We start from the raw sequence: 25,490 nt of genomic DNA, 5'->3' as shown, positions 1-25,490 counted from the left end.
TAAATAATATCTAAAAATTATCAAATATTTGCTGAATTATGAAGTCTTTTAAACTCTTCACATCTATTTAATAACTCATCATAAGTTCCAATATCTAAGATTTTTCCACTTTTAAAAACAGCAATTTTAGTAGCATTTTTAATTGTGCTTAATCTATGTGCAATTACAAAAGTAACTCTTTCTTTGCTAACTTCTTGAATAACTTGACTTACAATCTCTTCGCTTTTGTTATCTAAAGCTGAAGTTGCTTCATCAAGAATTAATATTTTTGGATTTTTATATAAAGCTCTTGCAATTGCAACTCTTTGTCTTTGACCACCACTTAAATTTGTTCCAGCTTCATCTAAGAGTGTATGAATGCCTTTTCTCATTTTTGAAACAAACTCATAAGCGTGAGCTTGTTTTAAAGCCTCTATAACTTTAACTTCATCTAACTCTTGTCCATAAGCAACATTTGAAGCAATTGTGTCATTAAAAATATAAACTCTTTGAGTAACTATGCTAATACTATCTCTTAAAGATTTTAAATCAAATTGATTTATATTTATGTTATTTAGTAAAATTTCACCACTACTTGCATCGTAAAATCTAGGGAGTAGATTTATAAACGATGATTTTCCACCACCACTATCTCCAACTAAGGCTACAATTTCACCCTTTTTTGCATCAAGATTTATATTTTTTAATGCTTCAAAATCATCATAAAATAGACCAACATTTGAAAATTTAATATTTGATATCTCTTCTTCTATAGTAAGAGCTCCTGATACAACATTTGGTTTTATTTTAAACATATCCATAATTCTATCATTTGCAGCGATTGCATCTTGCATACTATTATATAGTTTTGATAATCTTTTTATTGGAGTATATAACATAAATAGTGCTGCTATAAATGAACTAAACTCTCCTGTTGTAAGTTCACCATTTATTACCTTCATACCACCAACAACTACAACTGTTGCAAATGCTAAACTTCCTAAAATCTCCATCAAAGGTGATGTTAACTCATTTGTCTTAACAGCTTTCATATTGTATTTGAAGAAAATCATATTTAAAATTGTAAATTTTTTCTTCTCTAAATTTTCAGTGCTATTTGCTTTTATTATCTCTATATTATTAAAAGATTCTGTTAAACTTGAAGTTATATCAGAGTTGCTCTCTTGAGATTTAAAAGATAGTTTTTTCATCTTTTTTGCTAAAAGACTAAGTGGATAAAATGCAAGTGGAAGAACAACTAATCCATAAAAAGCTAGTTCTGGAGATCTGTAAATTACAAGTCCTACAAGTGCAACAATTGTTAAACTCTCTCTTATTAGCTCGGCAAAAGAGTTTGAAACAGCTCTTTGAATTCTATTTATATCATTTATAATTCTACTTACAAGCTCACCTGTGTGAATTTTTTGAAAAAATATATAATCAAGTTTTAAAATATGACCAAAAAGACCATCTCTTACAATTCTAGTAATATCTTGACCAATATAAGACACAAAGTATGCTTGAAGATATGTTCCTAAACCTTTTGCAAAATAGAGCAAAATAATTATTACAGGCATAATATAAAGCATCTCTTCATCTTTATTTATAAAAATATCATCTAGTAATGGTTGAATTGCATAAGCTGTTCCAGCAGTTGCACCAGCTACAAGTAAAATTCCTATAAAACCTAAAATAATCTCTAAAATATAATTTTTATAAAATGGTGTATACTGTTTTAAAAACTTTCTCATTATCTTCCTGTTTTTTTAAAAAATTCATAGATTTTATCTAAAAAATGCTAAATTTAAGCCTTTTTAAACATATTAATAAATTTTCTAAAACCAAAAGCTTTGATTGTAAGATAAAAAAGAATAAAACCACTTAAAGTGCTAGCAAATGCTAATCCAGCAGCTTCAAATGGGTATATTAAAGCAAGAGAGAATACTATGTTCCAAGCTAAACTCTGCATTGATATTTTTGCACTTAAAAGCTGTTGCTCTTTTGCATATAGCCAAAGTGAAAATATTTTTGCTAAACCAAATGGAAGAAGTCCTATTAAATACATTGTTAAAATAAGTGCTGTGTTTACTGTGTCTTCACTTGTAAATGCACCTCTTTGAAATAGTATTTTTATAATAAACTCATCTAAAACAATTCCAATAAACATTGAAAAACTTAAAACTACAAATAAAATCAAAGATGATTTTTTCATAAGTTTCAAAGCTTGTTGTTCATCTTTGTTTTTAATTGCTCTTGCAACCATTGGAAATAGTGCAATTGATGTTGCTATTGCAAAAATTGCAAGTGGAAGTTGAAAAACTCTATTTGCATAGTATAAATAAGATATTGAACCACTTACTAAAAAAGAGGCAAGCCAAGTATCAATAAATGCAGAGATGTGCAGAGTTGAAGAGCCTAAAGTTGCTGCAAAAAAGTTCTTATAAAATCTATTTTCCTCTTTTTTCTTATGTTTTTTAAAAGTAAAAATTTTGCATAGATTTGCTCTTTTTATGGCTATTAGATGAACAACAACTTGCAAAATTCCACCAATAATTACACCAAATGAGAGATAAAAAGTTATGGTGTAGCTCTCTAAGCCTTTTGCAATAATCAAACTTGCAATCATAGATAGATTTAAAAGTGCTGTTGAGTATGCTGTTGTTGCAAAATGGTGTTTATATTGAAGTAAAGCTGCCATAAAAGTAACTATAAATATAAGTGGTAAATAGTAAAAATTTATAGCAAAAAGTGGACTAGCTAAATCTACGGTCTCTTTGGTAAATCCAATAGCAAATGCTTTTGCAAAAATGTGTGAAAATAGGGTAACAACCAAAGATAAAACTAACAAAAAAGCTAAAATTTGTAAAAATATAATAGAAGAGAATCTAATCTTAAATTTTGATTTTGCATAAGATGGTATAAAAGCTTGTGTAAAAGCTCCATCTGCAAAAATACTTCTAAATAAGTTTGGAAATTTAAATGCAATAAAAAATATATCTGAATAGACATTTGCTCCCAATATCGAAGCTGTCATTAAATCTCTTATAAAACCTGTAACTCTTGAGAATAAAATTCCACTACTATTTGTAAATATTGATTTAATTAATCTCATTTTATCTCTTTATAATCGCTAGATTTGTGAATAATTATTTGCATATTACCTTTAAATGATGCTAAATGAGCCTCTTTTAACTCTATTTTTGCCCCATCTTTTGGCAAAATAGTTTTATCTTTTGCAAACAGTTTTATTGATTTGTTATTTGGTAAAATTAATTTTGAATTATTTACAGTACCAACTAAGTTTGTAATAATCTCATTTTCATATTTAAAATCAAAAATATCTATTTTAAAACCATCTAAAAATAGTTTTTTATAATCTTCATGCTCATTTTTTTCTTTTAAAATATTAAAATCTTTTATCTCTTTTAATCCATAAAAATCATACACTTGATTTACTTGAATATCATAATTAAAACCTATTTTTAAATTTTTAGCATCTTTAAAAATATATATAGCTCGATTGTTATCTTGTTTTACAATAGCTTTATCTTCATATTTATAGATTACTGTAACATCTTCTAATGTTATTGGAAATAGGAGTTTCTCTTTTTTATATAGATCAGAAATCAGATTTATATTGTGTTTAAAATCTTTTTTCAAAATTGGATTTGTGTCATCTTTTTTTATAGAAAAATATGCAAAAATAGGAAGATGATCTGAAAATCCAGCACCTTTATGTTTTGAAATTTTTTCATTACTCATCTGCCATCTATAAACTTTGTTATCAAAAAATAGATAATTTGGTTTAAAAACTTCAAAAGAGTTTAAAATATATGATAAATTTTTATTATCAAAAAGAGCTGGTGGGATAATTATATTATCAGGAGTATTATTTTGGTTTCTAAATTTTGTAGAGAATCTAAGAGGAGTTTTTAAATCCAACCAAAGATTGTAGTGAACTTTGAAATTATAATTTAAAATATCAGCTAGAACTACATATTTGTCATCAACTGTAGTTTTTAATATATGGTTTATTCCTGTAAGTCCTGCTGTTTGATTTAGTTTTTTATCACCTTTAAAAGTCTCAAACTCATTGTAGTTGCTATTTAAATCTCCCAAAATTATGTAATCGTAATCATCTGCTAAAGTTTTTACTCTATCGTATAGAGTTTTTGCATATTTTATTCTATAGTTTTCACTAGCTCTTTTTGATGGCCAGTGGTTATTAAATATTTTAAATTCAATATTATCTATTTGAAAAGTTGATTCTAAAATAGGTCTATAGATTGCATTTGAAAACTTTACATTTAAGCTTGAGCTATTTTTTATAGGAATTTTTGATAAAAAACCAAGCCCAACTGATGAGTTTTGGTATTTTGTAAAACTATAATAGCTATATTGTGGAAGATTTTTTTTCAAAAGTTTCATTAAACTCTCATTTTCTATCTCTTGTAAAGCTATAATATCAGCATCTAAATCATTTAAAACTTTTAAAATATTGTTTAGTTTTATATTGAAATTTCTTTGATTCCAAAGTGTTGAACTATTTGGAATATACTCTTTGTAATCACTTATATCTTTATTTAAATCAAAAAAGTTTTCAACATTGTATGAAGCAATTTTTAAATTTTGAGCGTTTAAAAATATAGAGAAAATAAGTATTAAAAGAATTTTGTACAATATATAATCCAAAAAAAAAATTTAAAAATAGTATCTAAAATAAGGTTTTAAAATAGTAAAATTTAATCTTATTAAAAAATAAATTTTCTTTTTTAATAAGATTAAAGTAAAAAATAAACTTATTTTAGCTAGAATAAAAAAATTTTCTAAAAACTAAGGAATATCATGATTAATACAACAGCGCTATTAAAAAACTATGATTTAAAAGTAACTCCTCAAAGAATTGCTATTATTGAAGAGTTATATAAAAACGGACATATGAATATAGATGATTTATATAAAAAATTACTTGATAGATTTCCATCTGTATCACTTGCAACAATTTATAAAAATATAAACTCAATGGTTGAAAAACTTTTTTTAAGTGAAGTTAAAATACCAAATGCAAAAACAGTTTATGAATTATCAAAAAGTGAGCATGCTCATTTAGTTTGTTCAACTTGTAAAGCTGTTATGGATATAGAGTTAGATTCAAGTGATATTTCAAAACAGATCTCAAATTTAAATAATTTTAAAGTAAATCAAACTGATATTATTTTAAGTGGTATTTGCCAAAAATGCTCTTAATTTAAGAGTTTCTTACAATTAAACTAGATGGAAGATTAAATAAATTTATAAGCTCTTCCTCTTTTTTCCTATGATCTCCATTATCAACCTCATGATCAAATCCTAAAAGATGTAAAATTGCGTGAATAAAAAGTAAACTTAGCTCTTCTTCCTCTTTGTGATTGTACTCTTTTGCTTTATCTTTTACAAAATCAATTGAGATTATTATTGAACCTAATGGCATATTAGGAAATTCAAACTCCATAGGAAAACTTAAAACATCTGTTGGCTCATCTTTTTGTCTATGCTCTTTATTAATATTTTGAATAGTTTTGTTATCAACAATTAAAAGCTCTATATCTTTGGAAGTTAAAGTCGATGCTATTTTTTCTAAACTCTGTAAATCTACATCAAAATCTGTTTGATTATCTAAATCTATCATTTTTATCCTAGTTTTAAAATTATTTTAATAGTATATTATTTTTACAATAAATCTAAGGAGAAGAGATGAGTTTAGAAATAGGAACAAAAGCTACAATAGAGTATAAAGTTCAAAATAAAGATTTGGCTGCAAATTTGCAAATCTCAAAAGATGATAATTTCCCGCCAGTTTTTGCAACTGCTAGAATGGTTGCACTTATGGAGTGTAGTGCTGCTAAGATGATGAAAGAGCTTTTAAAAGATGGTGAACTTAGCGTTGGTGTAGGAGTTGATATAAAACATTTAGCACCAACTTTAGAAAATGACACAGCAATTTCAACAGCAACTTTTATAGGAATGGAAGGAAAATTATATAAGTTTGAAATAGAGGTTATTGATAGTGGAGGAGTTATTGGAACAGGAGTTCATACAAGAGCCATTGTATCAAATGAGAGATTGATAAGTGGAGCAAAAAAAAGAGTAGGAAAATAGTCCTACTTTTTTACAATAACAACTTCCAAAGAACTTTTTTGAACAACTAAAGCTTTTTTGTCAGGAACAACAGAGTTGCTACTTTTTTTCAAAAATCTACTTTTTAAATCTTCAATTTCATTCTCAAGAGATTGAATAATACTATCTTTTTGTAAGATAATATCAACACCAGCTAAATTTACCCCTAAATCTCTAGTTAAGGTTAAAACATATTTTATATGGTTTATATCTTTTTGAGAGTAAAGCCTTATTTTTCCATTTGTTCTTGATGGTTTAATAAGTCCTTCTCTTTCGTATTGCCTTAGAGTTTGAGGATGAATATTTAAAATCTCAGCAACAGCTGAGATTAAAAAAATAGGCTCTACATAGCTGTTTTTTTCCATACTCTCTCCTTTAGTTATTTGGTAGATTCTCTTCTAATATTTGAACAAATTTTGGATCTAAATCCTCTATCTTTGGTAAAATAATATTTGCTTTAAGATACAAATCACCTTTTTGATTTGTCTTTTTATTTAAAACTCCAAGCTCTTTTACTCTAAATTTTTGATTCTGTTTTGTGTTTTGTGGAACTTTTAGAGTTATATCTTTGTGAATTGTTTTTATCTCAACTTTTCCACCAAAAAGAGCTGTTTTTAATGGAATATCAAAATATTTTGTTAATGTATCACCATCTCTTTCATACTCATGGCTTTGAGCAACATTTATTTTTAAAATCAAATCACCTCTTCTTCCTTGATATGATTTTCCTTTCCCTTTTGCTCTAATTTTTTGACCATTTTCTATTCCTTCTGGAATTTTAATATCAAAAGAGTCATTTGATAAGCTAATATGCTGTTTTCCACCTAAAACTGCAACATCAAAAGGGATTGTAACTTGAGCTTGAGTATCTAAATCGGGCTCATCAAAACCAAATCCACCAAAACCAGAGTTTGAAAATCCTGATCTTCCAAATCCACCAGCTCCAAACATCTGTCTTAAAATCTCATCTAAATCAACTCCACCACCTTGGCTTCTTGCAAAATCACTAAAATTTTGCCCACCAAACATAGAGTCACCATATTGGTCATACTGTTGTTTTTTTTGTGGATCACTTAAAACCTCATAAGCTGCATTTATCTCTTTAAATTTATCCTCAGCTTTTGGGTCTTTATTTACATCAGGATGATATTTTCTTGCTAATTTTCTATAAGCTTTTTTAATCTCTTCAGCAGTTGCATTTTCGCTAACTTCAAGTGTTTCATATAAACTTTTTGCCATTTTTTCTTTCCTAAATTAATAATATTTTAAATTTTTTCAAGGCAACATTATATCCAAACCTTGAGTCAAAGTCAATCAAGGTTGAAAGTAGTTTTATAAAATTTTGCTATAATCCTTTTTATGAAAAAATATGATTATATAATTATTGGTGCTGGAATTGCAGGTTGCTCTTTGAGTTATTTTTTAAAAAAAGAGTCAAAAAGTCTTCTTTTAATCGATAAAAACTCTGATGTAGCTTTTGGAGCAAGTGGAGCTGCTGGAGCATTTTTATCACCACTTTTAGGAAAAAGCAATAACTTTAAAACTTTGGTTACAAATGCTTTAAAATTTTCAATAGATATTTACAAAAAAGAGTTTAGTCAATTTTTAGATAATTGCGGAACTTGTAGAATTCCAAAAAATAAAGATGAAGATGATAAGTTTCAAAGCTATATTCCATTTATGGATTTTGAGTTTGAAAAGTTTGAAGATGGATATTTTTTTCCAGTTGGAAGTACAATAAAACCATATGAAATATGTAAAGCTTTGAGTAGTGATGTAGAGAAACTTTTTGATTATGATGTTTTAAAAATTGAACAAAAAGATGATTTTTGGATAATAAATGATGAGATAGAAGCAAAAAAACTGTTTTTAGCAACAGGTGCAGATATTTCACTAATTTCTGAGCCATATTTTGATATAAGAGCTGTTTGGGGACAAAAGATTGATGTAAAAACTTCTACAAAAGTTGATATAAACTATCATAAAGAGTGCTCTTTATCAAAAAGTAATGAGGATATAGTTTCAATTGGTGCAACACACAATAGATTTAGTGAAGATATGAGTGATAGCTCTTATAATCTAAAACTAAAAAATATAAATCTAATAAATCATAATGAAAAAACATTAAAAATTATGAAAAATGATACAAAAGAGCTTTTAGAAAAAGCAAATAGTATTAAAAAACTCGAAGATGTTGAGGTTTTAGATGTTAAAATTGGAGCTAGGGCTTCTAGTATTGATTATTTTCCAATGGTAGGATTGCTAGTTGATTCTAAAAAGAGTTTTGAAAAATATCCTCACATAAAAAATGGAACGCATATAAAAAATGAGAATTTAGATAGTTTGAAAAATCTTTATACTCTAAATGGTGTTGGTGGAAGAGGATTTGTATTATCTTTATATTTAGCGCACAATTTAGTTGAAAATATTTTAAGAGATAAAAAATTAGATGATAATATTACAAATTTTAGGCTCTTTTCAAGATGGGCTAAAAGACAAAAGGCTTAGAAAATGATAAATATATTAAAAATAGTTGCTTTGGGAGTTGCTGGTTTTGCTTTGTTGGTTTATTTAACTGCTCCAAAAGAGTTTTTAGAGAGAAAAAATATCAATGTTGAGTTAAACTATTCAAATTTACCTCTATATCAAGATATAGTTGGTGGAGATTCTAATACAAAAAAAGAGAAGATTTTTAAAGATTTTCCAATATATTTAGTTGTTTTAAATCACGATTCATTGGCTGTTTTTAAAGATTTAGAAAAGATTAGTGATAAAAATATTGTTTTTGTTGCAAATATTTCAAATACTCCTTGGCTTATTAAAAAAATGGCAGTTGAGGGTGAGTTGGAAAAACTTTATAAAGATTCAAAAATAAGTTTAATAAATGACTCAAATGGAGAGTTTGTAAAAGCTTTGGGATTAAAAGATAACTCTATGAATAGCTATTTTGTTTATAAAATCAATAAAGATTTAACTATTGATTATATTTTTTCAAAAAAGGTTAAAATGGGTGCTTTGCAAGATGGTATAAGCGAAGATGAGATAAAAGTTGAGATTATTGAATTTTTAAATGAGTTAAACAAGTATTAAAATAGGATTTAAATCCTATTTTACATAGTTGCTTTTTTTATCTTCTGTATCTATCTCTTGACCTATCTCTTGGTATCTTTTAAAATAATACTTCACAAAAGAGTTTATATTTTTATCATTTGGCATAAAATATTTTCCATCTTTTTTTGCATAGAAGTTTAAAAATATTGTTGCATCAAGTTTATCTAAATAGTGTTTTGCCAGTTTTGTATAGTTTTCAATATACCACATTTTAAGATTTTGATATCTCTCTTCCTCTATATTTATATTTAACTTTTTATTCTCATCACTCCAAGATAAAACACCACTTTCAAAGAGTCCTGCAAGATGAATTAGCCCTTCACAATAATAAGGTTGTACTTCATCAACCTCCATCCAAGAGATAAGTCCTACACTTCTTTTTACAAGGTCGATTAAAACCTGCTCTTTTAAGTGTAGCTCATCTGTTGAAACATCAAGAAAAAAAGATATTAATCCACCTGTTGTTGCTTTGAACTCTTCTATATTTTTAAAGTTACCTGTTTTATTCATAAAACTCTCTGTCTCTTCATCGCACCATAAAATATGTCCATATTCATGCCCAATAGTGCTAATATCGTAAACACTATGCCAAGATTGTGTTTGATTAAATAAAAACTCTCTATCTTTTTTTAAAAACTCTTGCCCAAATATTTCACGGCTTAATTTTAAAAATGGTTTAGCTCTACTACTTTGTAAAATCTCATCACTAAATGCAAATATCTTTTTACCAAGCTCTTTTGAAACAACTTCATCATTTGGAACAACTTGAGCTGAAAATAATCCATTTAACTCAGCACCAAAAAACAGAGCTGGGCGACCAATATAAAGTTGTACTTTATCAAGTGATTTGAAGCTAAAATCAAATATCTTTTTGTAGTTTTCATTTGCTTCAAAACTGCTAAAGATTTTTGTAAATGATGATTTTATCTTATTTACTCTATGGTCATTTTGTGCAAATTTTGGATTTGTTACTCTAATATCCCATTCAAGTGCAACCGCTTTTCTAAAGTGGTCTTCATAGTATTCAAGTGGATGTCCTATTTGAATAGGTGTTGTTATTTTCATCCAAGCTCTATCAACATCTGCCCATTTTGAAACAAGATTATCTGTTTTATCCTCTCCAAATGCCACAATCAAGCTTTGAATATATGCTACATACTCCCACTTTTGATTATATATATCATCTTCAAGCTCTATTAATTTATCTGCGAACTCTTCAAGAGCATCTATAACTTGTGTTGTCTCTTTTTTGAAAGCTTTTATATATGCTTTTGAACTATAAGTTTCATTCTCTTTTACTAAAGCAGAGTAGCATCTATCAGCAATAATTCCACCATGTCCAAGATCAAGAAGCTTTTCATCTTCAAGATATTTCATGATTTTCTCTTCATTTCCATCAAATTTTGCAATTAATTCTTTGTTTATTTTATTTATTATGTGTGCTGTCCAAGAGCTTTGCCAAGATGACATAGCAATACCAACATTGTAAACTCCTATAAAAACCTCTTTATAAAAAGGAGTTAAAAGATTGTTTTGAACTATAAAATCGATTAAGTTTTTATGTTTTTCGTGCCAATATTTTTTTACAAATTGATACGCTTTTTCTTGAATATCAATAATCTCTTTTTCACTCTTTTCAAGTTTTTTCAAAACTTGAACTAAACTATCATCTCTTAAATTTACAAGTCGTGTAAGAAGTGCAAATCTTAAATCACTGCTCATTTGTAAATCCAAACTCTTTGCAAATTCATCTATAATAGTTAGTTTATCAAACTCTTTATTCTCTAAAAATTCTAAAAGCTTATTTGTGTTTGCTTTTTCTTTGTCTAAATAATCATATATTTTTTGTAAATCATCTATAAAATTTTGTTTTGTCATAAATTGTTCCTTATTTTTTAAAGTTTGTATTCTATCAAAACTTAGGATTAAAGAAGTTTATTTGGGTTTTATAGTTTTTGTTCAAAATTATTAATTGTAAATTTTTAGCTCTTTTTGTTCTCTTAATTTATCTAAATCTTCTTTTGATGAAATTTCTTGAATAAAATTTATATAATTTTCTTCAAGTTCATTTTCTTTGGCTCCAAACAAAACATGTTTTAAATACCAATCATAAGGCAACAAAGAATCATCTGTTTTTGTAGCATAATATATAATTGCATTAATTTTTGTCATATTTTCTAAAGTTATTTCAACTTCTTTTCTATCATAGCCATGTCCTTTGCCTTCAAAAATATCTAGATTATTCAAATTATTTTTATCTATTTCATAAACAACACCTAATACAAAATCATTTAAATCTTCTGTTTCAAAAGCATTACATTTTCCTGAACCATCTTTACTAGCTTTATGAAACTTTAATTTATGTTTTAAAAGTTTACCATTGGCAAATTTTATAGCTTTTATTCTAGCATTTAATCTTTTTGATGACATATTTGAACCATAAGCAAAATAGTACATAGCTATCCTTTTGATTTTGTATTTTCTATAATTTGTTCCATTTTAGTACGAAAGTTTTTCCATAAATTATCATCCCAACTTTTATTCTTAAGTTCATCTTTATATTCTTCCAAAGATCGTTTCATCTTTTACATAAACTCATCCGCATTAATTATTTTCTTTTTAAAATTTGAAGGCTCATTTTTACCTTCTTTTAAATTTCTTCTTAGTATCCATCCACCAGTAGTTTCTCCTTGATGTAATATTCCACAACGAATTTTATAATATATTTTTTTCCCTTGATTTTTAAATTCTTGAAAAATATCATTGTCTTTAAAGAAGTTTTCAAATGTTTTTCTACTTTGATTATTTGTATTTTTTAATCCTTGTTTAAAAGATTGTAAAGTTTCAATAAGTAAACAAAAACTTGCCATCATAGAAAAACTATTTTTATATTCTTTTTTGTATGTATCCTCATCATATTCAAAAGGTTTTATATATCTGCTATATAATCTATTATAAATAAAATCTGCTAATTTATATTTATTTTTTTTGGTTACTAAATCATTATAATCTTTTACAGTTATATGTTTTTTATCATCTAATAAATCATAATATAATATTACACCGTCATTTGTATTTGACATTTTTTTAATCTCCAAGTTTTAGGTTTAGTATCATAGCTTAGAATTAATGAAATCTCTAAAAATCAAGACTTCTTAATCTCAAACTCTTTTTTTAGCTCTTTTAACTCTTCAAGATTTTTTTCAGATTTTTCTATAATCTCTTCAACCATAAGTCCAAGCATCACAGTTTTGTAAAGATTGGGTTTGAATTTTTGCCAATTATATAAAGTTTTAATATCAATATTTAAAAATCCTGCAATATCTCTTTTTGTCATTTTCATAAAAATACCTTTTATTTTTTGGTATCAATTTACTTTATGAGTAATGACAAGACAACATAAGATTTATTCTAAATAAAAATGATAATTTAAGGAATTATTCCAATTTGTTAAATTATAATGTAGGAACTATTCTATAAATTTATTAAAATATGTGGAATATATCAAGTCAAAGGGGGAAATTTGAAAAATTCAAAGTATGTTTTAGTTGCTACTTTAAGTAGCTTTATTTTTAGTGGATGTGCAACACTTTTTGGCGGTGGTGGTGATCAAGTTATATATATTGATTCAGACAAACCTTATAAAGGAAAAATCTATCATATAGACCAACCATTTTTAAGTCAAGATTTTACTTCTCCAGCTACTGTATATGTTGAAAGAAGAAATAAAGATATTGTAATTAAAAGTGAAAATGGTGACTTTGAAGAACAAATAGTTAATAAAAAAATGAATAATTGGGTGTGGTTAGATATTTTAGCTACAAGTCCTCTTAGTACAACAGTAGATTTAGTCACAGGAGCAGCTTGGAAATATGATGAAAGAGTTAGTCTTGATGCTGAATAAATATAATAAAAAAATATTAAATGTTTTATATTTTAATATGGTTATATTTTTGTTAAGTGGATGTGCAACAATTTTTGATGATAATTATCAGACAATAAAAATTGATTCAGATAAATCGTATAAAGGAAAATGGTTTGTTGTAGACAAATCATTTTCTAGTAGAGAATTTACTTCACCCACTGTACTTTATGTTAAAAGAAGCAATAAAGATATAATAATTTCAAGTGATAACAATGAGTTTAAAACATCGGTTGCAAAAAGTACAGTTAATAATTGGTTTTGGTTAAATTTTGCTGGATTTATATATGGTTCTTATAGCTCAACTACAGATTTTGCTAGTGGTGCAGCTTGGAAATATGATGATACTGTATATATTTCAGAAAATTATTCAAAATAAATTTTTGAAGGTGAATTATGAAATATATTAATACTATTTTTTTATTTGCATTTATAATTTTTGCTACAGGATGTACTCATAAAATAAGTATAACTCCAAATAATGGAAACATTATTTCAGATAAATTTGAAAATACTAAAAATTATAATGTTGCTTATTATATTGAAAATATTAATAAAAATTTTATTTCTTCTGGTGGAGGAGGAGATAAAGTATCTTATTTTGCATATAAAGATACAGAAGGAACATTTCGAACAGTTTTAGGAAAAGTTTTTAACAAGGTATATAAAGTTGATAAAAATTTTGATATAGATTTTATTGTACGCAATAACATTAAATACATATTTACATATAAATTAAATCCACAATCTTTTTCAAGTGGCATATTCACTTGGCCACCAACAGATTTTAATATAAAACTTTATTGTGTGGCTTTTGATAAAGATAGTAAAAAAACATGGGAAACAAATGTTAATGGTAAAGGTAAAGCTGTATTTTCAGAATTTAATAAAGATTTTGGGTTGTCAGGTAAAAGAGCTGTAATAGATACTTTTAATAAATTATTGAAAGAATTAAATACTTTTGAAAAGGTTGTGAATAATGAATAATATAAGAATATTAATTTTAATATCAATTGTTTTTTTAATTTCTGGATGTAGTATAAAAACAGCTGGATACAATCCAGATGCAAAAACTGCTAATTTATTAAATGAATATGAATTAAATAAAGTTTCAATAATATCTAAGAAAAATGAAAACTTAGGTGATTTGAATTATAAATTACCATTTAGAGGTTTAGGTGGTTTTTTACCTGCGGAAGGAGGTAACTTTACAAATTTCATTGTGTTATCATTAAAACAACAACTGCAACAAAATAATTTGATTGATGAAAATTCAAACTATGTGATTATTTTAGAACTACTTGAAAATCATTCATCAATGTGGGATTTTAGTACAAACTATTATAAAATAACTGCAAATTTTAATGTAACAAAAAATGAAAAATCTATTTATAACAGAGATATAACAATAGTACATACATTTCCATCATCATTCGTTGGACAAATAGCTGGAGAATATGCTATCAATAATTATCCGATTGCAATTAGAAAATTAATTACTGAATTTTTATTAGATAAAGATTTTTTAATTGCTATTGAAAAAAGGCTAAAATAGTTTTTGAATAATATAAATTGTAAATATGTTTTATAAAATAATACTAGTAAAAATTATTTTTATTTATTTTCTTAATGCTAATGAAATAAATCGTATTTATGTAAACTTAAATAATAATCCAATTTATAATTCAACTGAATGGAAATCTTTGTTGCACTATAAAAATGGATTGAATATAAAAGATAAAAAATTTATTTTAAGTCTAGATAACTTTTCGTTAGAAAATGAGATGAAAAAAACTATTTATGGTTTTTTTGATGATAAAAAATATTATAAAAATATCAATGAACATCCACAGTGCAGATTTCCAGCTAGATTTTTATTTATAAAAAATGAATTAAATTTAAAAGATGATACTTTTCCAAAAATAAATTGTTTTGATTTTGAAACATACAAATTAAAAGCTCCAGCTGATAAAATATTTATTGTTTATGCTTCTGAAAATGTAAAAAACCCATCAAGTATGATGGGACATACTTTTTTAAAATTTGAAGGAATAAACGATAATGGTGATAAAAAACAACACTCTTTGTCATTTTATACAACAATAGAAACAGCAAATATATTTAAACTGTTTTATGAAAACACTATATCAGGAATGCAAGGATTGTTTGTTTTAAGACCATATAAAGAGACTTTAAATAGATATATTGATTTTGAAAAAAGAAATGTATGGGAGTTTGAACTAAATTTAAATGAATATCAAAAAAAACTTCTCTCTTATCATATGTGGGAGTTAAAAGATATTGATTTAAAATACTATTTTACAAAATATAACTGCTCTACAATTTTATTTTTTTCTCTTAGTTTAGTGAATAATCATATTTATGAAGATGATAAAATTTGGATTACTCCACTTGATATTACTAAATATCTTTACAAATATGATTTAAAAAATAGTAGTAAATTAATACCAACAGAAAATTGGTTAAATAGAATGCTTGAGGAAAATTTTAAAGACAAAGAGATTGACTTAAAAAATTCTACTATTGATATATCAAAATATAAATCTCCAAATAATATTCCAGATGAAAGAGAAATTAGTTTTTCATATAAAAATATAGATAAATCAGATTTTGCAAAAATCTCATTTTTACCAGCATCACATCTTTTAAGTGGAGACAATAGAGAATATTTTGGAGAGAGTGAATTAAAAATAGGATATTTGTCACTTTTAGCAAATAAAGAGAAAATAAAAATAGATGAGCTTACACTTTACGGAATGAAATCTTATTTACCTTATCAGAAGAAGGCTAAGGATTTATCATTTGAGTTTGAAATGTCTATAAAAAGAGATTATGACTCAAAAATGAATTATTCAAGTAACACTAAAATAATTGGTGGAGTTGGTTATGATTTCAAACTAAGTTACGATATGGATTTTTATTTTTTATTAAATGGTGGAATAAATTATAATAAAGAGAATAATCTAAAATTTGTTGTAAACCCAAAAATTGGATTTATAATTTATGAGATATTTAATATGAAAACTGTTTTTGATTATGAGAAATTGTACTTTGAGAAAAATAGAATTTATGACAGATATTCATTTAAGCAAAATATATTTATTTCAAAAAATAAAAATATCTATTTAAATTTTGATAAATATAAATCATATGAGGATAAAACAAATTTTGAAGTTGGTTTTGCTATTAATTTTTAATTATATAATTTTTTAGCACTCAATAAACAGTAGTGCTAAATTTTATATAAACTTTAGCCAAGTTTAATAAAGGTTTGATAAAATTCCTTTTTGAAAAATTTAAAATATTTATAATAAATATAAAAAAAGGAGATTTTTTTATGGCAAAACATCAATTTCAAACAGAAGTAGGGCAACTACTTCACCTAATGACACACTCTTTATACTCAAATAAAGAGATATTTATAAGAGAGCTTGTATCAAATGCAAGTGATGCTATTGATAAATTAAACTATTTAAGACTTACAGATGAGAAGTTAAAGGAGAGTTTCGCTTCTTGGAGTGGACAGATTAATATCTCTTTTGATGAGAAAGATAAATCTTTAACAATAGTTGATAATGGTATTGGTATGAATGAAGAGGATATGATAAACTCTATTGGTACTATTGCAAAAAGTGGGACTAAATCTTTTGTTGAAGCACTAACAGGTGATGCAAAAAAAGATTCAAACTTAATTGGTCAATTTGGAGTTGGATTTTACTCTGTATTTATGGTTGCAGATAAAGTTGATGTAATCTCTAAAAAAGCTGGAGAAGAGACAGCTTACAAATGGAGTTCAACTGGAACTGGAGAGTTTGATTTATCTGCTTGTACAAAAGAGACAAACGGAACAGTTATCTATATTAAACTAAAAGATGATGAGGTAAGTGAGTTTGCAAGTAAATATAGAATTAAAAATATAGTTGAAAAATATTCAAACCATATTGCTTATCCAATTTTCTTAAACTATGATGAAGAAGTTACGCAAACTTTAAGTGAAGAGGATAAAAAAGCTGGAAAAGAAGCAGTTAAAACTATTGAGAGAAAACATGAGCAAATAAATGCAGCAACAGCACTTTGGACTCAAGCAAAAGCTAAATTAAAAGATGAGGACTATAATAGTTTTTATAAATCAATATCTCAAGACTCAAATGATCCATTAGTTACAATTCACACAAAAACAGAAGGAGTAAATGAGTACACAACTCTATTTTATATTCCAAAAAACGCACCAATGGATATGTACAGAGCCGATTATCAAAGTGGAATTAAACTATATGTAAAAAGAGTATTTATAACAGATGATGATAGAGAATTATTACCAACTTACTTAAGATTTGTAAGAGGAATTATTGATAGTGAAGATTTACCACTAAATGTAAGTAGGGAGATTTTACAAGAGAATAGAATTTTAGCAAATATCAAACAAAGTAGTGTTAAAAAGATTTTAAGTGAGATTAAAAAATTATCAAAAGATGAAGAGAAATACTCACAATTTATCTCTCAATACAATCGTGCTTTAAAAGAGGGAGTTTATCAAGATTATACAAACAAAGAGTCAATTCTTGAGCTTTTAAGATATAAATCTACAAATGATGAGAAAAAACTAACTTCTCTTGAAGATTATAAACAAAGAGCAAATAGTGAACAAAAAGCTATTTACTATATAGTTGGAGATAATGAAAAAGTATTAAGAAACTCTCCTTTAATAGAGAGCTACAAGAAAAACGGTATTGAAGTTTTAATCTTAGATGATAAAGAGATAGATGAGATTGTAACTCCAACAATTGGTGCATTTAAAGAGTGGCAATTTAAAGATGTTACAACTTGTGAAGCCCCAAAATCAGAAATTAGTGAAGAAGAGAAAAAAGAGCAAGATGAGAAATATAGAGATATTTTAGTAAAAATCAAAGAGAAACTAAAAGATGAGGTAAAAGATGTAAAACTTACTTCAAGACTTGATAGTTTTGCTTCTTGTATTACAAAAGATGAGCAAGATGCACAAATGGCTGCTATGGCTCATATGTTTAAAGCAATGGGGCAAGATGTTCCTGATATTAAACCAATTTTAGAGATAAATCCAAATCATGAGATAGTTCAAAAACTAAATCTTACAAAAGATGAAGAGCTTATTGAAGATATATCTTGGATTTTACTAGATTTAGGAAAAATTAGTGAAGGAATGGATATAAGTGATAGAGTTGCATTTACTCAAAGACTTACAAAAATAACTGCAAAAGCTATATAAAAGTTTAAAAGCCCAAAATAATTGGGCTTTTAAAACAATATTAGATAGAATATAAACTTATAATTATTCTATTAGGAAGTTTATGGAACAGTTTATCCAAGATTGGGGTTATATAGCTCTTTTTTTATACTCATTTGGTGGTGGTTTTTTAGCATTAGTAATAGCTGCTGCTTTTTCGTTTGATGGTACTTTAAATATATATTTAACAATATTAGTCGCTGCTTTTTCAAATATTATTGGTAGTCAATTTCTATTTTTTATGGCAAAAAAGAATAAAATATTTGCGCAAGATATGATGAATAATCACAAAAGAAAAGTTGCATTTGTTCAACTGCTTTTTAGAAAATATGGTTCACTTATTATAATTATCCAAAAATATATCTATGGAATTAAAACTTTAGTTCCTTTGGTTATGGGAATTTCTGATTACAACTCTTATAAATTTACAATTTTAAATATCATAGCTTCTATTTTATGGGCTGTTGTTATAGGTTATGCTAGTTATGTAGCTGGAGCTTTTCTCTTAGAGTTCTCAAATAATATTAAATATATAGGATTATTAACTGTAGTAATTGTTTTAGCTATTTTAATTATGAGTTTTAGACCAAAAAAGAGAAGAAAGAGTAGAAAAAATGAAGTTTAATGAACTAAATATAGATAAAGATTTAGTAGAAAATTTAGAGAGTTTAAACCTAATAAATCTAACTCAAATTCAAGAAAAGAGTTTAAAATATAGTTTAGATGGTAAAGATTTAATAGCACGAGCAAAGACAGGTTCTGGAAAAACTCTTAGTTTTTCACTTCCAATAATAAAAAATTTAAATCCAAAAAAATTTAGAGTTCAATCTTTGATTTTAGCTCCAACAAGAGAGTTAGCATCACAAATAGCTACAAATTTAAGAGATTATATAAGACATATTCCAAATATAAAGATTTTAACTTTGTGTGGTGGAGTTCCATATAAACCTCAGGTTTTATCACTTAGCCATGAAGCTCATATTGTTGTAGGAACAGCTGGAAGAGTTTTAAAACATATAGAAGAAGCAAATTTAAAGCTTGAAGATATAAATAGTTTTGTTTTAGATGAAGCTGATAAGATGCTTGATATGGGATTTTATGATGATATTTCAAAAATAGCTTCAATGCTTCCAAAAAATAGACAAACTATGCTTTTTAGTGCAACTTATGAAGATAATATTAAAAAATTAGCAAAAGATATTTTAAATAAACCAGAGTTTGTAGAGGTTGAGAATGAAGAGAAAAATCATATTCTACAAATTTTTTATGAGACAAACAACAAAGATGATTTAATTGAGAAATTAATAAAAAAATATGAGGCAAAAAGCACAATAATATTTTGTAATCAAAAGATTACTTGTGAAGATTTAGCAGATAGTTTGTTTGAGAGTGGTTTAGATGCCTTAACTTTACATAGTGATTTGGATCAAAAACAAAGAGATGAGACAATTGCTATTTTTTCAAATAAGAGTTATCCAATTTTAATTGCAAGTGATGTTGCAAGCAGGGGAATTGATATTTCAGATATTGATTTAGTTATAAACTATGATGTAGCACTAAATAGTAAAATTCACACTCACAGAGTTGGAAGAACAGCAAGAGCTGGTAAAGGTGGAGTTGCTATTACTTTTTATAATCAAACTGAAATGAGTAGAGTTTTAGAGATTAAAGATGAGTTTGGTGATATCTTATTTGAAGATGAGAGTGATATAAAATATGATAGTAATTTTAAAATTGATAGTGAATTTAGAACAATTTATATAAATGGTGGAAAAAAACACAAACTTAGAAAAGGTGATATTTTGGGAAGTTTAACAGCTGGAATTGGTTTAAGTAAAGATGATGTTGGAGTTATTGATGTACTTCCTACTTGCACTTATGTAGCTATAAAAAAAGATAAATTAGATTTTGTTATGGAAAATTTAAATAAGACAAAAATCAAAGGGAGTTTCTATAATATTTATGAAAAATAGAGATAAGTTCATTAAAACTATGTTACTATTTTTAAATATTTTTAGGGGTTTAAATGTTTGCAAATAAAATTTTTATAAAAACTTTTACAATATTTTTATTACCATTAATTATAGCTTTATTGTTAAATATAAATCTATTTTATAGTAGTTCAACTATTATAGAAAATATCGTATCTATAGTATTATTTATATTTATATTTGTTCTATTTGTATACTCTTTTTTAGTGCTAAAAAATATGGAGTCAAAACAGGAGAAGAGATTTTTAGATGCACAAAAACATCAAAATATATATAAAACATTAAATTTACTAAATAAAATGTTGCCAAAACTTGATAAAAAACATACTGCATTTTCACAAATTTGTGATATTTTATCAAAAAATAAAAATATATCTTTTAATTTCATATATGATATTGATAAAAAAGAGTTGATTTCTCAAAAAACAGTTCAAAAAGAGTATTTAGAAAATAGAGCTACAAAAAAAGATTTTGTAAGTGAAACTTTAGTCTCTCAAATTATAAAAAGTGGAGAGAGTTTAGTTGTAAATACTCTAAAAGATGATAAAAAATCTATTTTTTATGGAAAAACAGATGAGTTTAAATTAAATTCACTTTTAGCAATCCCTATAAAAAAATTTGATAAAACAGTTGGAATTTTAGCTATATATTCTCATTTTCAAGACTTTTTTGATGAAGATATTAAGAATATTTTTGAGAAATTGGTTCTGGATATAACAGCACTTTTAGAAAAACTTGAATTAAAAGAGCAAAAAAAGAGGCAAGAAGAGGAGTTAAAACTTACTTCTTATGCTTTTGAAGAGTCTTTTGTACCTATGATAATAACTGATAAAAGAAACAATATCATAAAAGCAAATCATGCGTTTTTAAAAATAATGGGTTATGAAAGAGCCGATATATTAGGAAAAAATCCAAGAATATTTAAAACAGCGCATCAAGATTTTACATCTGCAAAAAAATTATGGGAGACTCTTTTATCAAAAGGTTACTGGAGTGGAGAGGTTTATAATAGAAAAGCAAATGGTGAGATAATTGCTTTAAAAGGTACAATTACAGTTGTAAAAAATAGTGAAGGACAAACCACAAACTTTATTGGTCAATATATGGATATTAGTGAGCAAAAAGATAAAGAGAAAGTTTTACAATATCAAGCAACTCACGATAATTTAACAGGTCTTCCAAATAGACTTTTATTGACAGATAGAATAGAACACGCAATTACAAGAACTTTAAGGCACAAAATTTATGGTGGACTTATTTTTATAGATTTAGATAACTTCAAAGAGGTAAATGATACTTTAGGTCATGATATTGGAGATGTACTTTTAATAACTGTTGCTCACAAAATTAAAGGGTGTGTAAGAGATGAAGATACAGTTGCTAGAATTGGTGGAGATGAGTTTATAGTTTTGATTGATAATGTTGGAAATAATAGTGATGATGCAAGAAAAAATATAAACTTTATAGCTCAAAAAATAAAAGATTCTTTAAATAGTATAACTCATATTAGAGGGCATATTAATGTTTCAACTCCAAGTATTGGAATAACTCTGTTTCATGATGCAAGTGTAAGTGTTCAAGATATTATAAAACAAGCAGATACAGCTATGTATAGTGCTAAAAAACAGGGGAAAAACTCAATTGAGTTTTTCTAAAATCCTTTTAAATATTACAGTTATTATTTAAATCATTTGTTAAAAAGTCATCGTAAGGTTCTAAATGAATACTTACAATCCACTCTCTTTTATCATCTATTTTTTTTATCTCATCCTCTATTTCATGACTTATTTTATGGGCTTCCATTAGTGTAATTAAGCAGTTGAAAACTATATGCACATCAACAAAGAATTGATTAGCCGCCTCTCTTGTTTTTAAAAGGTGGTATGAATTTACTTGAGGGCTATTTTTTATAATTTCCTCTATTTGTAATACAATCTCTTTATCAAGTGACTTATCTAATAAAACCAAAGTACCTTTTTTGATTAGTTCAAAAGCGGAGTATATAATATAAAATGAGATTAAAGCCCCAATAATAACATCAAAAATCTCATACTCTGTAATAGAGACTAAAACAAGAGATGCTAAAACAGCAATATTACTTAAAACATCAGTTTTATAGTGTAAAGCATCAGCTTTTATAATCATAGATTGAGTCTTTTTTGAAACATTATTTAAATAAGCAACTAAACCAATAGTTATAATTAAAGATAGAATCATAACATAAATTGAAATATCTAAATATTGAGAAGTTTCTCCTAAAATAGCCTTTTTTACTGCATGATATAGAAGAAAAATTCCAGAAAGAGTTATTATAACCCCTTCAATTACTAAAGCAAATGCCTCTATTTTTCCTCTTCCATAATTAAAATTTTTATCAGCAGGTTTTTCTGAATTTAAAACAGCAAAGTAGTTAAAAATAGATACAAACATATCTAAAATAGAATCAACAGCAGATGCTAAAACTGCAACAGAACCACTAAATATTCCAATAATTAGTTTAAGTAGAGTCAATATTGCAGCAACAGTTGATGAAACAATTGTTGCTTTTTTTTGTGGTGAAATTTTAATATTCATAATTTATGGCGCCAATCTTGAAATAGTCCAGCTGCTATCTTCTTGCAAACTATATAAAAATCTATCATGAAGTCTATCTTCTCCACCTTGCCAAAACTCAATTTTTATTGGTTTTAAAACATATCCACCCCAAAAAGATGGTAGTGGAACTTCACCTTTTAGAAACTTTCTTTTCATCTCATCAAATTTTTGCTCTAAAAGTGCTCTTGAACTTATAGTTTCACTCTGTCTTGAAACCCAAGCTCCAATTTGGCTACCTTTTGGACGACTTAAAAAATATTTAAGTGAATCAGCCTTTGATATTTTTTCGATATTTGCCTCAATTTTTACCTGTCTCTCTAAAGGTAACCAAGTAAAAAGTGCTGCAACTTTTGGATTTTCTTCTATCTGTTTTGCTTTTTTACTCTCATAATTTGTAAAAAAAACAAAGCCTTTTTCACTAAAATATTTTAATAAAACAGTTCTAGCACTTGGCATCATATTTGCACCTACTGTTGCAAGACAAAATGAGTTTGGTTCTATTAAATTCTCATTTATTGCATCATTAAACCAAATCTCAAACTGTTTAAAAGGATTTTTATCCAAATCTTTTATATCAAAATTTTTTGTTGTATATTTTCCTCTAATATTTGCTAAATCCAAATTCGACTCCTTAATCATCATAATAAAATTTTATCACAAATTTATATTAAAAAGGTTACATAAAATATAGTTTTTAAAAAAGTATAGTATAATCTAATTTTAATTTTAAACAAAGGCATAAGATTGGAAATTATTTTTATATCTTTATTGTTAATAATTGTTTTTTTTCTAGTGGTTTTAATAATAATTAAATATAAAAGTAGCCAAGAGATGCAATCTGAAATCGAAGTATTAAAAAGAAAAAATAATATTTTAAGACAGTACAATAAAGCTACAAAAACATCAAACATAATTTCAAATAGCGATTTAAAGGGAAATATTACTTATGTAAATGATAAGTTTTGTGAAGTTGCTATGTACGCAAGAGAAGAGATAATGGGAAAACCTCATAATCTATTAAGAGGTGAAACAGATGGAAAAATATTTAAAGAGATGTGGGAGACTATTAAAAACGGAAAAGTTTGGAAAGGAAATCTTAAAAACACAAAAAAAGATGGAAGTTTTTACTATATAAATACAACAATCTCTCCAATTTTTGATGAAAATGGCAAAATTTTTGAGTATGTTGCAATTAGACATGAAATTACAGATTTGGTTCAAAAAACAAATGAGTTAAATAGAATTTTAAGAGAGGATTATTTAACAGGTATTGGAAATAGATATAAACTAATAGAAGATATTTCAAAAAAAGAGAGTTTATCTATTGCTTTATTGGATATTAAAAATTTTAGCGAATTAAATGATCTATTTGGATATCAATTTGGTGATATGGTATTAAAGTTAGTTGCTAGAAAAATTGAGGATTTAATAAAAAAATATAAAAACTATAGTGTTTATAGAGTTACTTCTGATGTATTTGCTATTTTGGCTCAAGATGTAAAAAGAGATGATTTTATAGAGTTTGTTAAAGATATATCTTTAATTGTTTCAGAAAAACCTTTTAGTGCAAACAGAAGACAAGTATTTATAGCACTTGCTTATTGCTTCTCATTTGAAGAGAAATCACAACTTTTAGAGAGTGTTAATATAATAAGAAAATATGCTAAAAAACATAAAAACCATATCATTTATGATAAAAATCTTAATATAGAAAAAGAGTATGAAAACAATATTTACTGGACACAAAGAGTAAAAGCTGCTTTAGAAAAAGATCAAATAATACCTTTTTTCCAAGGAATTTATAATTTAAAAACGCAAAAAATAGAGAAGTATGAAGCTCTTGCAAGATTAAAAGATGATAATAGCACAATATCACCTTATTTCTTTTTGGATATATCTAAAAAATCTGGACAATATAAAGAGATTACAAAAAGTATTATTAGGAAGAGTTTTGACTATTTTAAAGATAAAGATTATCAATTTTCAATTAATCTTGCCTTTGAAGATATATTAGATGATGAGGTAAAAGATTTTTTAATAGAAAAAATAAAAGATTATAATATAGGCTCAAAATTAGTTGTAGAGATAGTTGAGAGTGAAGAGGTTGAAGATTTTGAGCTATTAAATGAGTTTTTGGAGACTCTAAGCTCTTATGGATGTAAAATTGCAATAGATGATTTTGGAAGTGGATATTCAAATTTTGAGTATTTAACAAAAATGAGAGCAGATTATATAAAAATTGATGGCTCTTTAATAAAAGATATCTTAAATAGCAAAGGTAACCAAAATATTGTAAGTATGATTATAGGTTTTGCAAAAGAACAAGGATTTAAAACTATTGCAGAGTTTGTATGGAGTAAAGAGATTTTTGATAAGGTAAAAGAGCTAGGAGTTGATTATATTCAAGGTTACTACATAAGTGAACCAAAAGAGGATATAGATATTTAAGAGA

At 26.0% G+C, this 25,490-nt stretch carries 26 protein-coding genes; 14 read left to right on the top strand and 12 right to left on the bottom strand.

Features of this window, described 5'->3' with window-relative positions; genetic code table 11:
* Positions 1 to 20 precede the first annotated feature (20 nt).
* Genes CRU94_RS00800 through CRU94_RS00790 form a run of 3 tightly spaced genes read right to left on the bottom strand, consistent with a single transcriptional unit; the run spans position 21 to position 4,659 of the window.
* Complete coding sequence (locus tag CRU94_RS00800; RefSeq protein ID WP_129104937.1) at positions 21 to 1,730, bottom strand: ABC transporter ATP-binding protein; 1,710 nt, start codon at positions 1,728 to 1,730, stop codon at positions 21 to 23.
* Positions 1,731 to 1,783: 53 nt separating this feature from the next.
* Positions 1,784 to 3,091 (bottom strand): murein biosynthesis integral membrane protein MurJ, encoded by a 1,308-nt coding sequence (gene murJ, locus CRU94_RS00795; protein WP_129104936.1) that lies wholly within the window; start codon positions 3,089 to 3,091, stop codon positions 1,784 to 1,786.
* Complete coding sequence (locus CRU94_RS00790; protein WP_258237341.1) at positions 3,088 to 4,659, bottom strand: endonuclease/exonuclease/phosphatase family protein; 1,572 nt, start codon at positions 4,657 to 4,659, stop codon at positions 3,088 to 3,090. The genes murJ and CRU94_RS00790 overlap by 4 nt, the downstream gene beginning before the upstream one ends.
* 165 nt (positions 4,660 to 4,824) lie before the next feature.
* Between CRU94_RS00790 and CRU94_RS00785 the strand changes: the two genes are divergently transcribed.
* On the top strand, positions 4,825 to 5,226 hold the full coding sequence (locus tag CRU94_RS00785; protein ID WP_129104934.1) for a Fur family transcriptional regulator: 402 nt from the start codon (positions 4,825 to 4,827) through the stop codon (positions 5,224 to 5,226).
* Position 5,227: 1 nt separating this feature from the next.
* Here CRU94_RS00785 and ybeY read toward each other — a convergent pair whose 3' ends face one another.
* On the bottom strand, positions 5,228 to 5,647 hold the full coding sequence (gene ybeY / locus CRU94_RS00780) for an rRNA maturation RNase YbeY (protein ID WP_129104933.1): 420 nt from the start codon (positions 5,645 to 5,647) through the stop codon (positions 5,228 to 5,230).
* A gap of 65 nt (positions 5,648 to 5,712) precedes the next feature.
* Here ybeY and CRU94_RS00775 point away from each other — a divergent pair, with 65 nt between their 5' ends.
* Positions 5,713 to 6,117, top strand: coding sequence for a thioesterase family protein (locus CRU94_RS00775; RefSeq protein WP_129104932.1), 405 nt, complete (start codon positions 5,713 to 5,715; stop codon positions 6,115 to 6,117).
* A gap of 2 nt (positions 6,118 to 6,119) precedes the next feature.
* Here the strand turns inward: CRU94_RS00775 and CRU94_RS00770 are convergent, their stop codons facing one another.
* Both CRU94_RS00770 and CRU94_RS00765 read right to left on the bottom strand, forming a co-directional pair.
* Positions 6,120 to 6,500 carry a heat shock protein transcriptional repressor HspR gene (locus CRU94_RS00770; RefSeq protein WP_066159238.1) on the bottom strand — a complete coding sequence of 127 codons (381 nt, stop codon included), beginning with the start codon at positions 6,498 to 6,500 and terminating at the stop codon, positions 6,120 to 6,122.
* 10 nt (positions 6,501 to 6,510) lie between these two features.
* Complete coding sequence (locus tag CRU94_RS00765) at positions 6,511 to 7,374, bottom strand: DnaJ C-terminal domain-containing protein (RefSeq protein ID WP_129104931.1); 864 nt, start codon at positions 7,372 to 7,374, stop codon at positions 6,511 to 6,513.
* Positions 7,375 to 7,494: 120 nt separating this feature from the next.
* On the opposite strand from CRU94_RS00765, the gene CRU94_RS00760 reads away from it, so the two are divergent.
* Both CRU94_RS00760 and CRU94_RS00755 read left to right on the top strand, forming a co-directional pair.
* Positions 7,495 to 8,643, top strand: a complete 1,149-nt coding sequence (locus CRU94_RS00760; RefSeq protein WP_129104930.1) for an FAD-dependent oxidoreductase — start codon at positions 7,495 to 7,497, stop codon at positions 8,641 to 8,643.
* A 3-nt stretch (positions 8,644 to 8,646) separates the two neighbouring features.
* Positions 8,647 to 9,225 (top strand): hypothetical protein, encoded by a 579-nt coding sequence (locus CRU94_RS00755; RefSeq protein ID WP_129104929.1) that lies wholly within the window; start codon positions 8,647 to 8,649, stop codon positions 9,223 to 9,225.
* A 15-nt stretch (positions 9,226 to 9,240) separates the two neighbouring features.
* Here CRU94_RS00755 and ciaB read toward each other — a convergent pair whose 3' ends face one another.
* From ciaB to CRU94_RS00730, 4 genes are all read right to left on the bottom strand, one after another.
* Positions 9,241 to 11,124 (bottom strand): invasion protein CiaB, encoded by a 1,884-nt coding sequence (gene ciaB / locus CRU94_RS00750; protein ID WP_129104928.1) that lies wholly within the window; start codon positions 11,122 to 11,124, stop codon positions 9,241 to 9,243.
* A gap of 90 nt (positions 11,125 to 11,214) precedes the next feature.
* The gene (locus tag CRU94_RS00745) at positions 11,215 to 11,703 is read right to left on the bottom strand and encodes a gamma-glutamylcyclotransferase family protein (RefSeq protein WP_129104927.1); all 489 of its coding nucleotides are present in this window, start codon (positions 11,701 to 11,703) and stop codon (positions 11,215 to 11,217) included.
* 128 nt (positions 11,704 to 11,831) lie between these two features.
* Complete coding sequence (locus tag CRU94_RS00735; protein WP_129104926.1) at positions 11,832 to 12,329, bottom strand: hypothetical protein; 498 nt, start codon at positions 12,327 to 12,329, stop codon at positions 11,832 to 11,834.
* A gap of 62 nt (positions 12,330 to 12,391) precedes the next feature.
* Positions 12,392 to 12,589, bottom strand: a complete 198-nt coding sequence (locus tag CRU94_RS00730) for a transcriptional regulator (RefSeq protein ID WP_258237340.1) — start codon at positions 12,587 to 12,589, stop codon at positions 12,392 to 12,394.
* 180 nt (positions 12,590 to 12,769) lie between these two features.
* Here CRU94_RS00730 and CRU94_RS00725 point away from each other — a divergent pair, with 180 nt between their 5' ends.
* The 9 genes from CRU94_RS00725 (at position 12,770) to CRU94_RS00685 (ending at position 22,098) form a co-directional block, all read left to right on the top strand.
* Positions 12,770 to 13,150: a hypothetical protein gene (locus CRU94_RS00725; RefSeq protein ID WP_129104924.1), complete on the top strand. Its 381-nt coding sequence runs from the start codon at positions 12,770 to 12,772 to the stop codon at positions 13,148 to 13,150.
* Complete coding sequence (locus tag CRU94_RS00720) at positions 13,122 to 13,547, top strand: hypothetical protein (RefSeq protein WP_258237339.1); 426 nt, start codon at positions 13,122 to 13,124, stop codon at positions 13,545 to 13,547. Before CRU94_RS00725 ends, CRU94_RS00720 begins: the two co-directional genes overlap by 29 nt.
* Positions 13,548 to 13,564: 17 nt before the next feature.
* Positions 13,565 to 14,155, top strand: coding sequence for a hypothetical protein (locus CRU94_RS00715; protein ID WP_129104923.1), 591 nt, complete (start codon positions 13,565 to 13,567; stop codon positions 14,153 to 14,155).
* A complete protein-coding gene (locus tag CRU94_RS00710; protein ID WP_129104922.1) occupies positions 14,148 to 14,723 on the top strand; it encodes a hypothetical protein in 576 nt (191 codons plus the stop codon). The genes CRU94_RS00715 and CRU94_RS00710 overlap by 8 nt, the downstream gene beginning before the upstream one ends.
* Positions 14,724 to 14,748: 25 nt before the next feature.
* Positions 14,749 to 16,386, top strand: a complete 1,638-nt coding sequence (locus CRU94_RS00705; protein WP_129104921.1) for an Lnb N-terminal periplasmic domain-containing protein — start codon at positions 14,749 to 14,751, stop codon at positions 16,384 to 16,386.
* A gap of 140 nt (positions 16,387 to 16,526) precedes the next feature.
* Entirely contained in the window at positions 16,527 to 18,434 is a 1,908-nt protein-coding gene (gene htpG, locus CRU94_RS00700) for a molecular chaperone HtpG (protein WP_129104920.1), read from the top strand.
* A gap of 82 nt (positions 18,435 to 18,516) precedes the next feature.
* Positions 18,517 to 19,077, top strand: coding sequence for a DedA family protein (locus tag CRU94_RS00695; protein WP_129104919.1), 561 nt, complete (start codon positions 18,517 to 18,519; stop codon positions 19,075 to 19,077).
* Positions 19,067 to 20,425, top strand: coding sequence for an ATP-dependent RNA helicase DbpA (gene dbpA, locus CRU94_RS00690; RefSeq protein ID WP_129104918.1), 1,359 nt, complete (start codon positions 19,067 to 19,069; stop codon positions 20,423 to 20,425). The genes CRU94_RS00695 and dbpA overlap by 11 nt, the downstream gene beginning before the upstream one ends.
* Before the next feature lie 53 nt (positions 20,426 to 20,478).
* Positions 20,479 to 22,098 carry a sensor domain-containing diguanylate cyclase gene (locus CRU94_RS00685; protein ID WP_129104917.1) on the top strand — a complete coding sequence of 540 codons (1,620 nt, stop codon included), beginning with the start codon at positions 20,479 to 20,481 and terminating at the stop codon, positions 22,096 to 22,098.
* A 7-nt stretch (positions 22,099 to 22,105) separates the two neighbouring features.
* Here CRU94_RS00685 and CRU94_RS00680 read toward each other — a convergent pair whose 3' ends face one another.
* Together CRU94_RS00680 and pdxH are read right to left on the bottom strand one after the other, a co-directional pair.
* Entirely contained in the window at positions 22,106 to 23,017 is a 912-nt protein-coding gene (locus CRU94_RS00680) for a cation diffusion facilitator family transporter (RefSeq protein WP_129104916.1), read from the bottom strand.
* Positions 23,018 to 23,020: 3 nt separating this feature from the next.
* Positions 23,021 to 23,659, bottom strand: a complete 639-nt coding sequence (pdxH, locus tag CRU94_RS00675) for a pyridoxamine 5'-phosphate oxidase (RefSeq protein ID WP_129104915.1) — start codon at positions 23,657 to 23,659, stop codon at positions 23,021 to 23,023.
* A 210-nt stretch (positions 23,660 to 23,869) separates the two neighbouring features.
* Between pdxH and CRU94_RS00670 the strand changes: the two genes are divergently transcribed.
* Positions 23,870 to 25,486, top strand: a complete 1,617-nt coding sequence (locus CRU94_RS00670) for a bifunctional diguanylate cyclase/phosphodiesterase (protein WP_258237337.1) — start codon at positions 23,870 to 23,872, stop codon at positions 25,484 to 25,486.
* The last annotated feature ends 4 nt before the right edge of the window (positions 25,487 to 25,490 follow it).

The sequence above is a fragment of the Arcobacter sp. AHV-9/2010 genome, from assembly GCF_004116575.1.
In the GTDB taxonomy this organism is placed as follows: Bacteria; Campylobacterota; Campylobacteria; order Campylobacterales; family Arcobacteraceae; genus Aliarcobacter; species Aliarcobacter skirrowii.
This window is presented reverse-complemented; position numbering and strand designations above follow the sequence as displayed.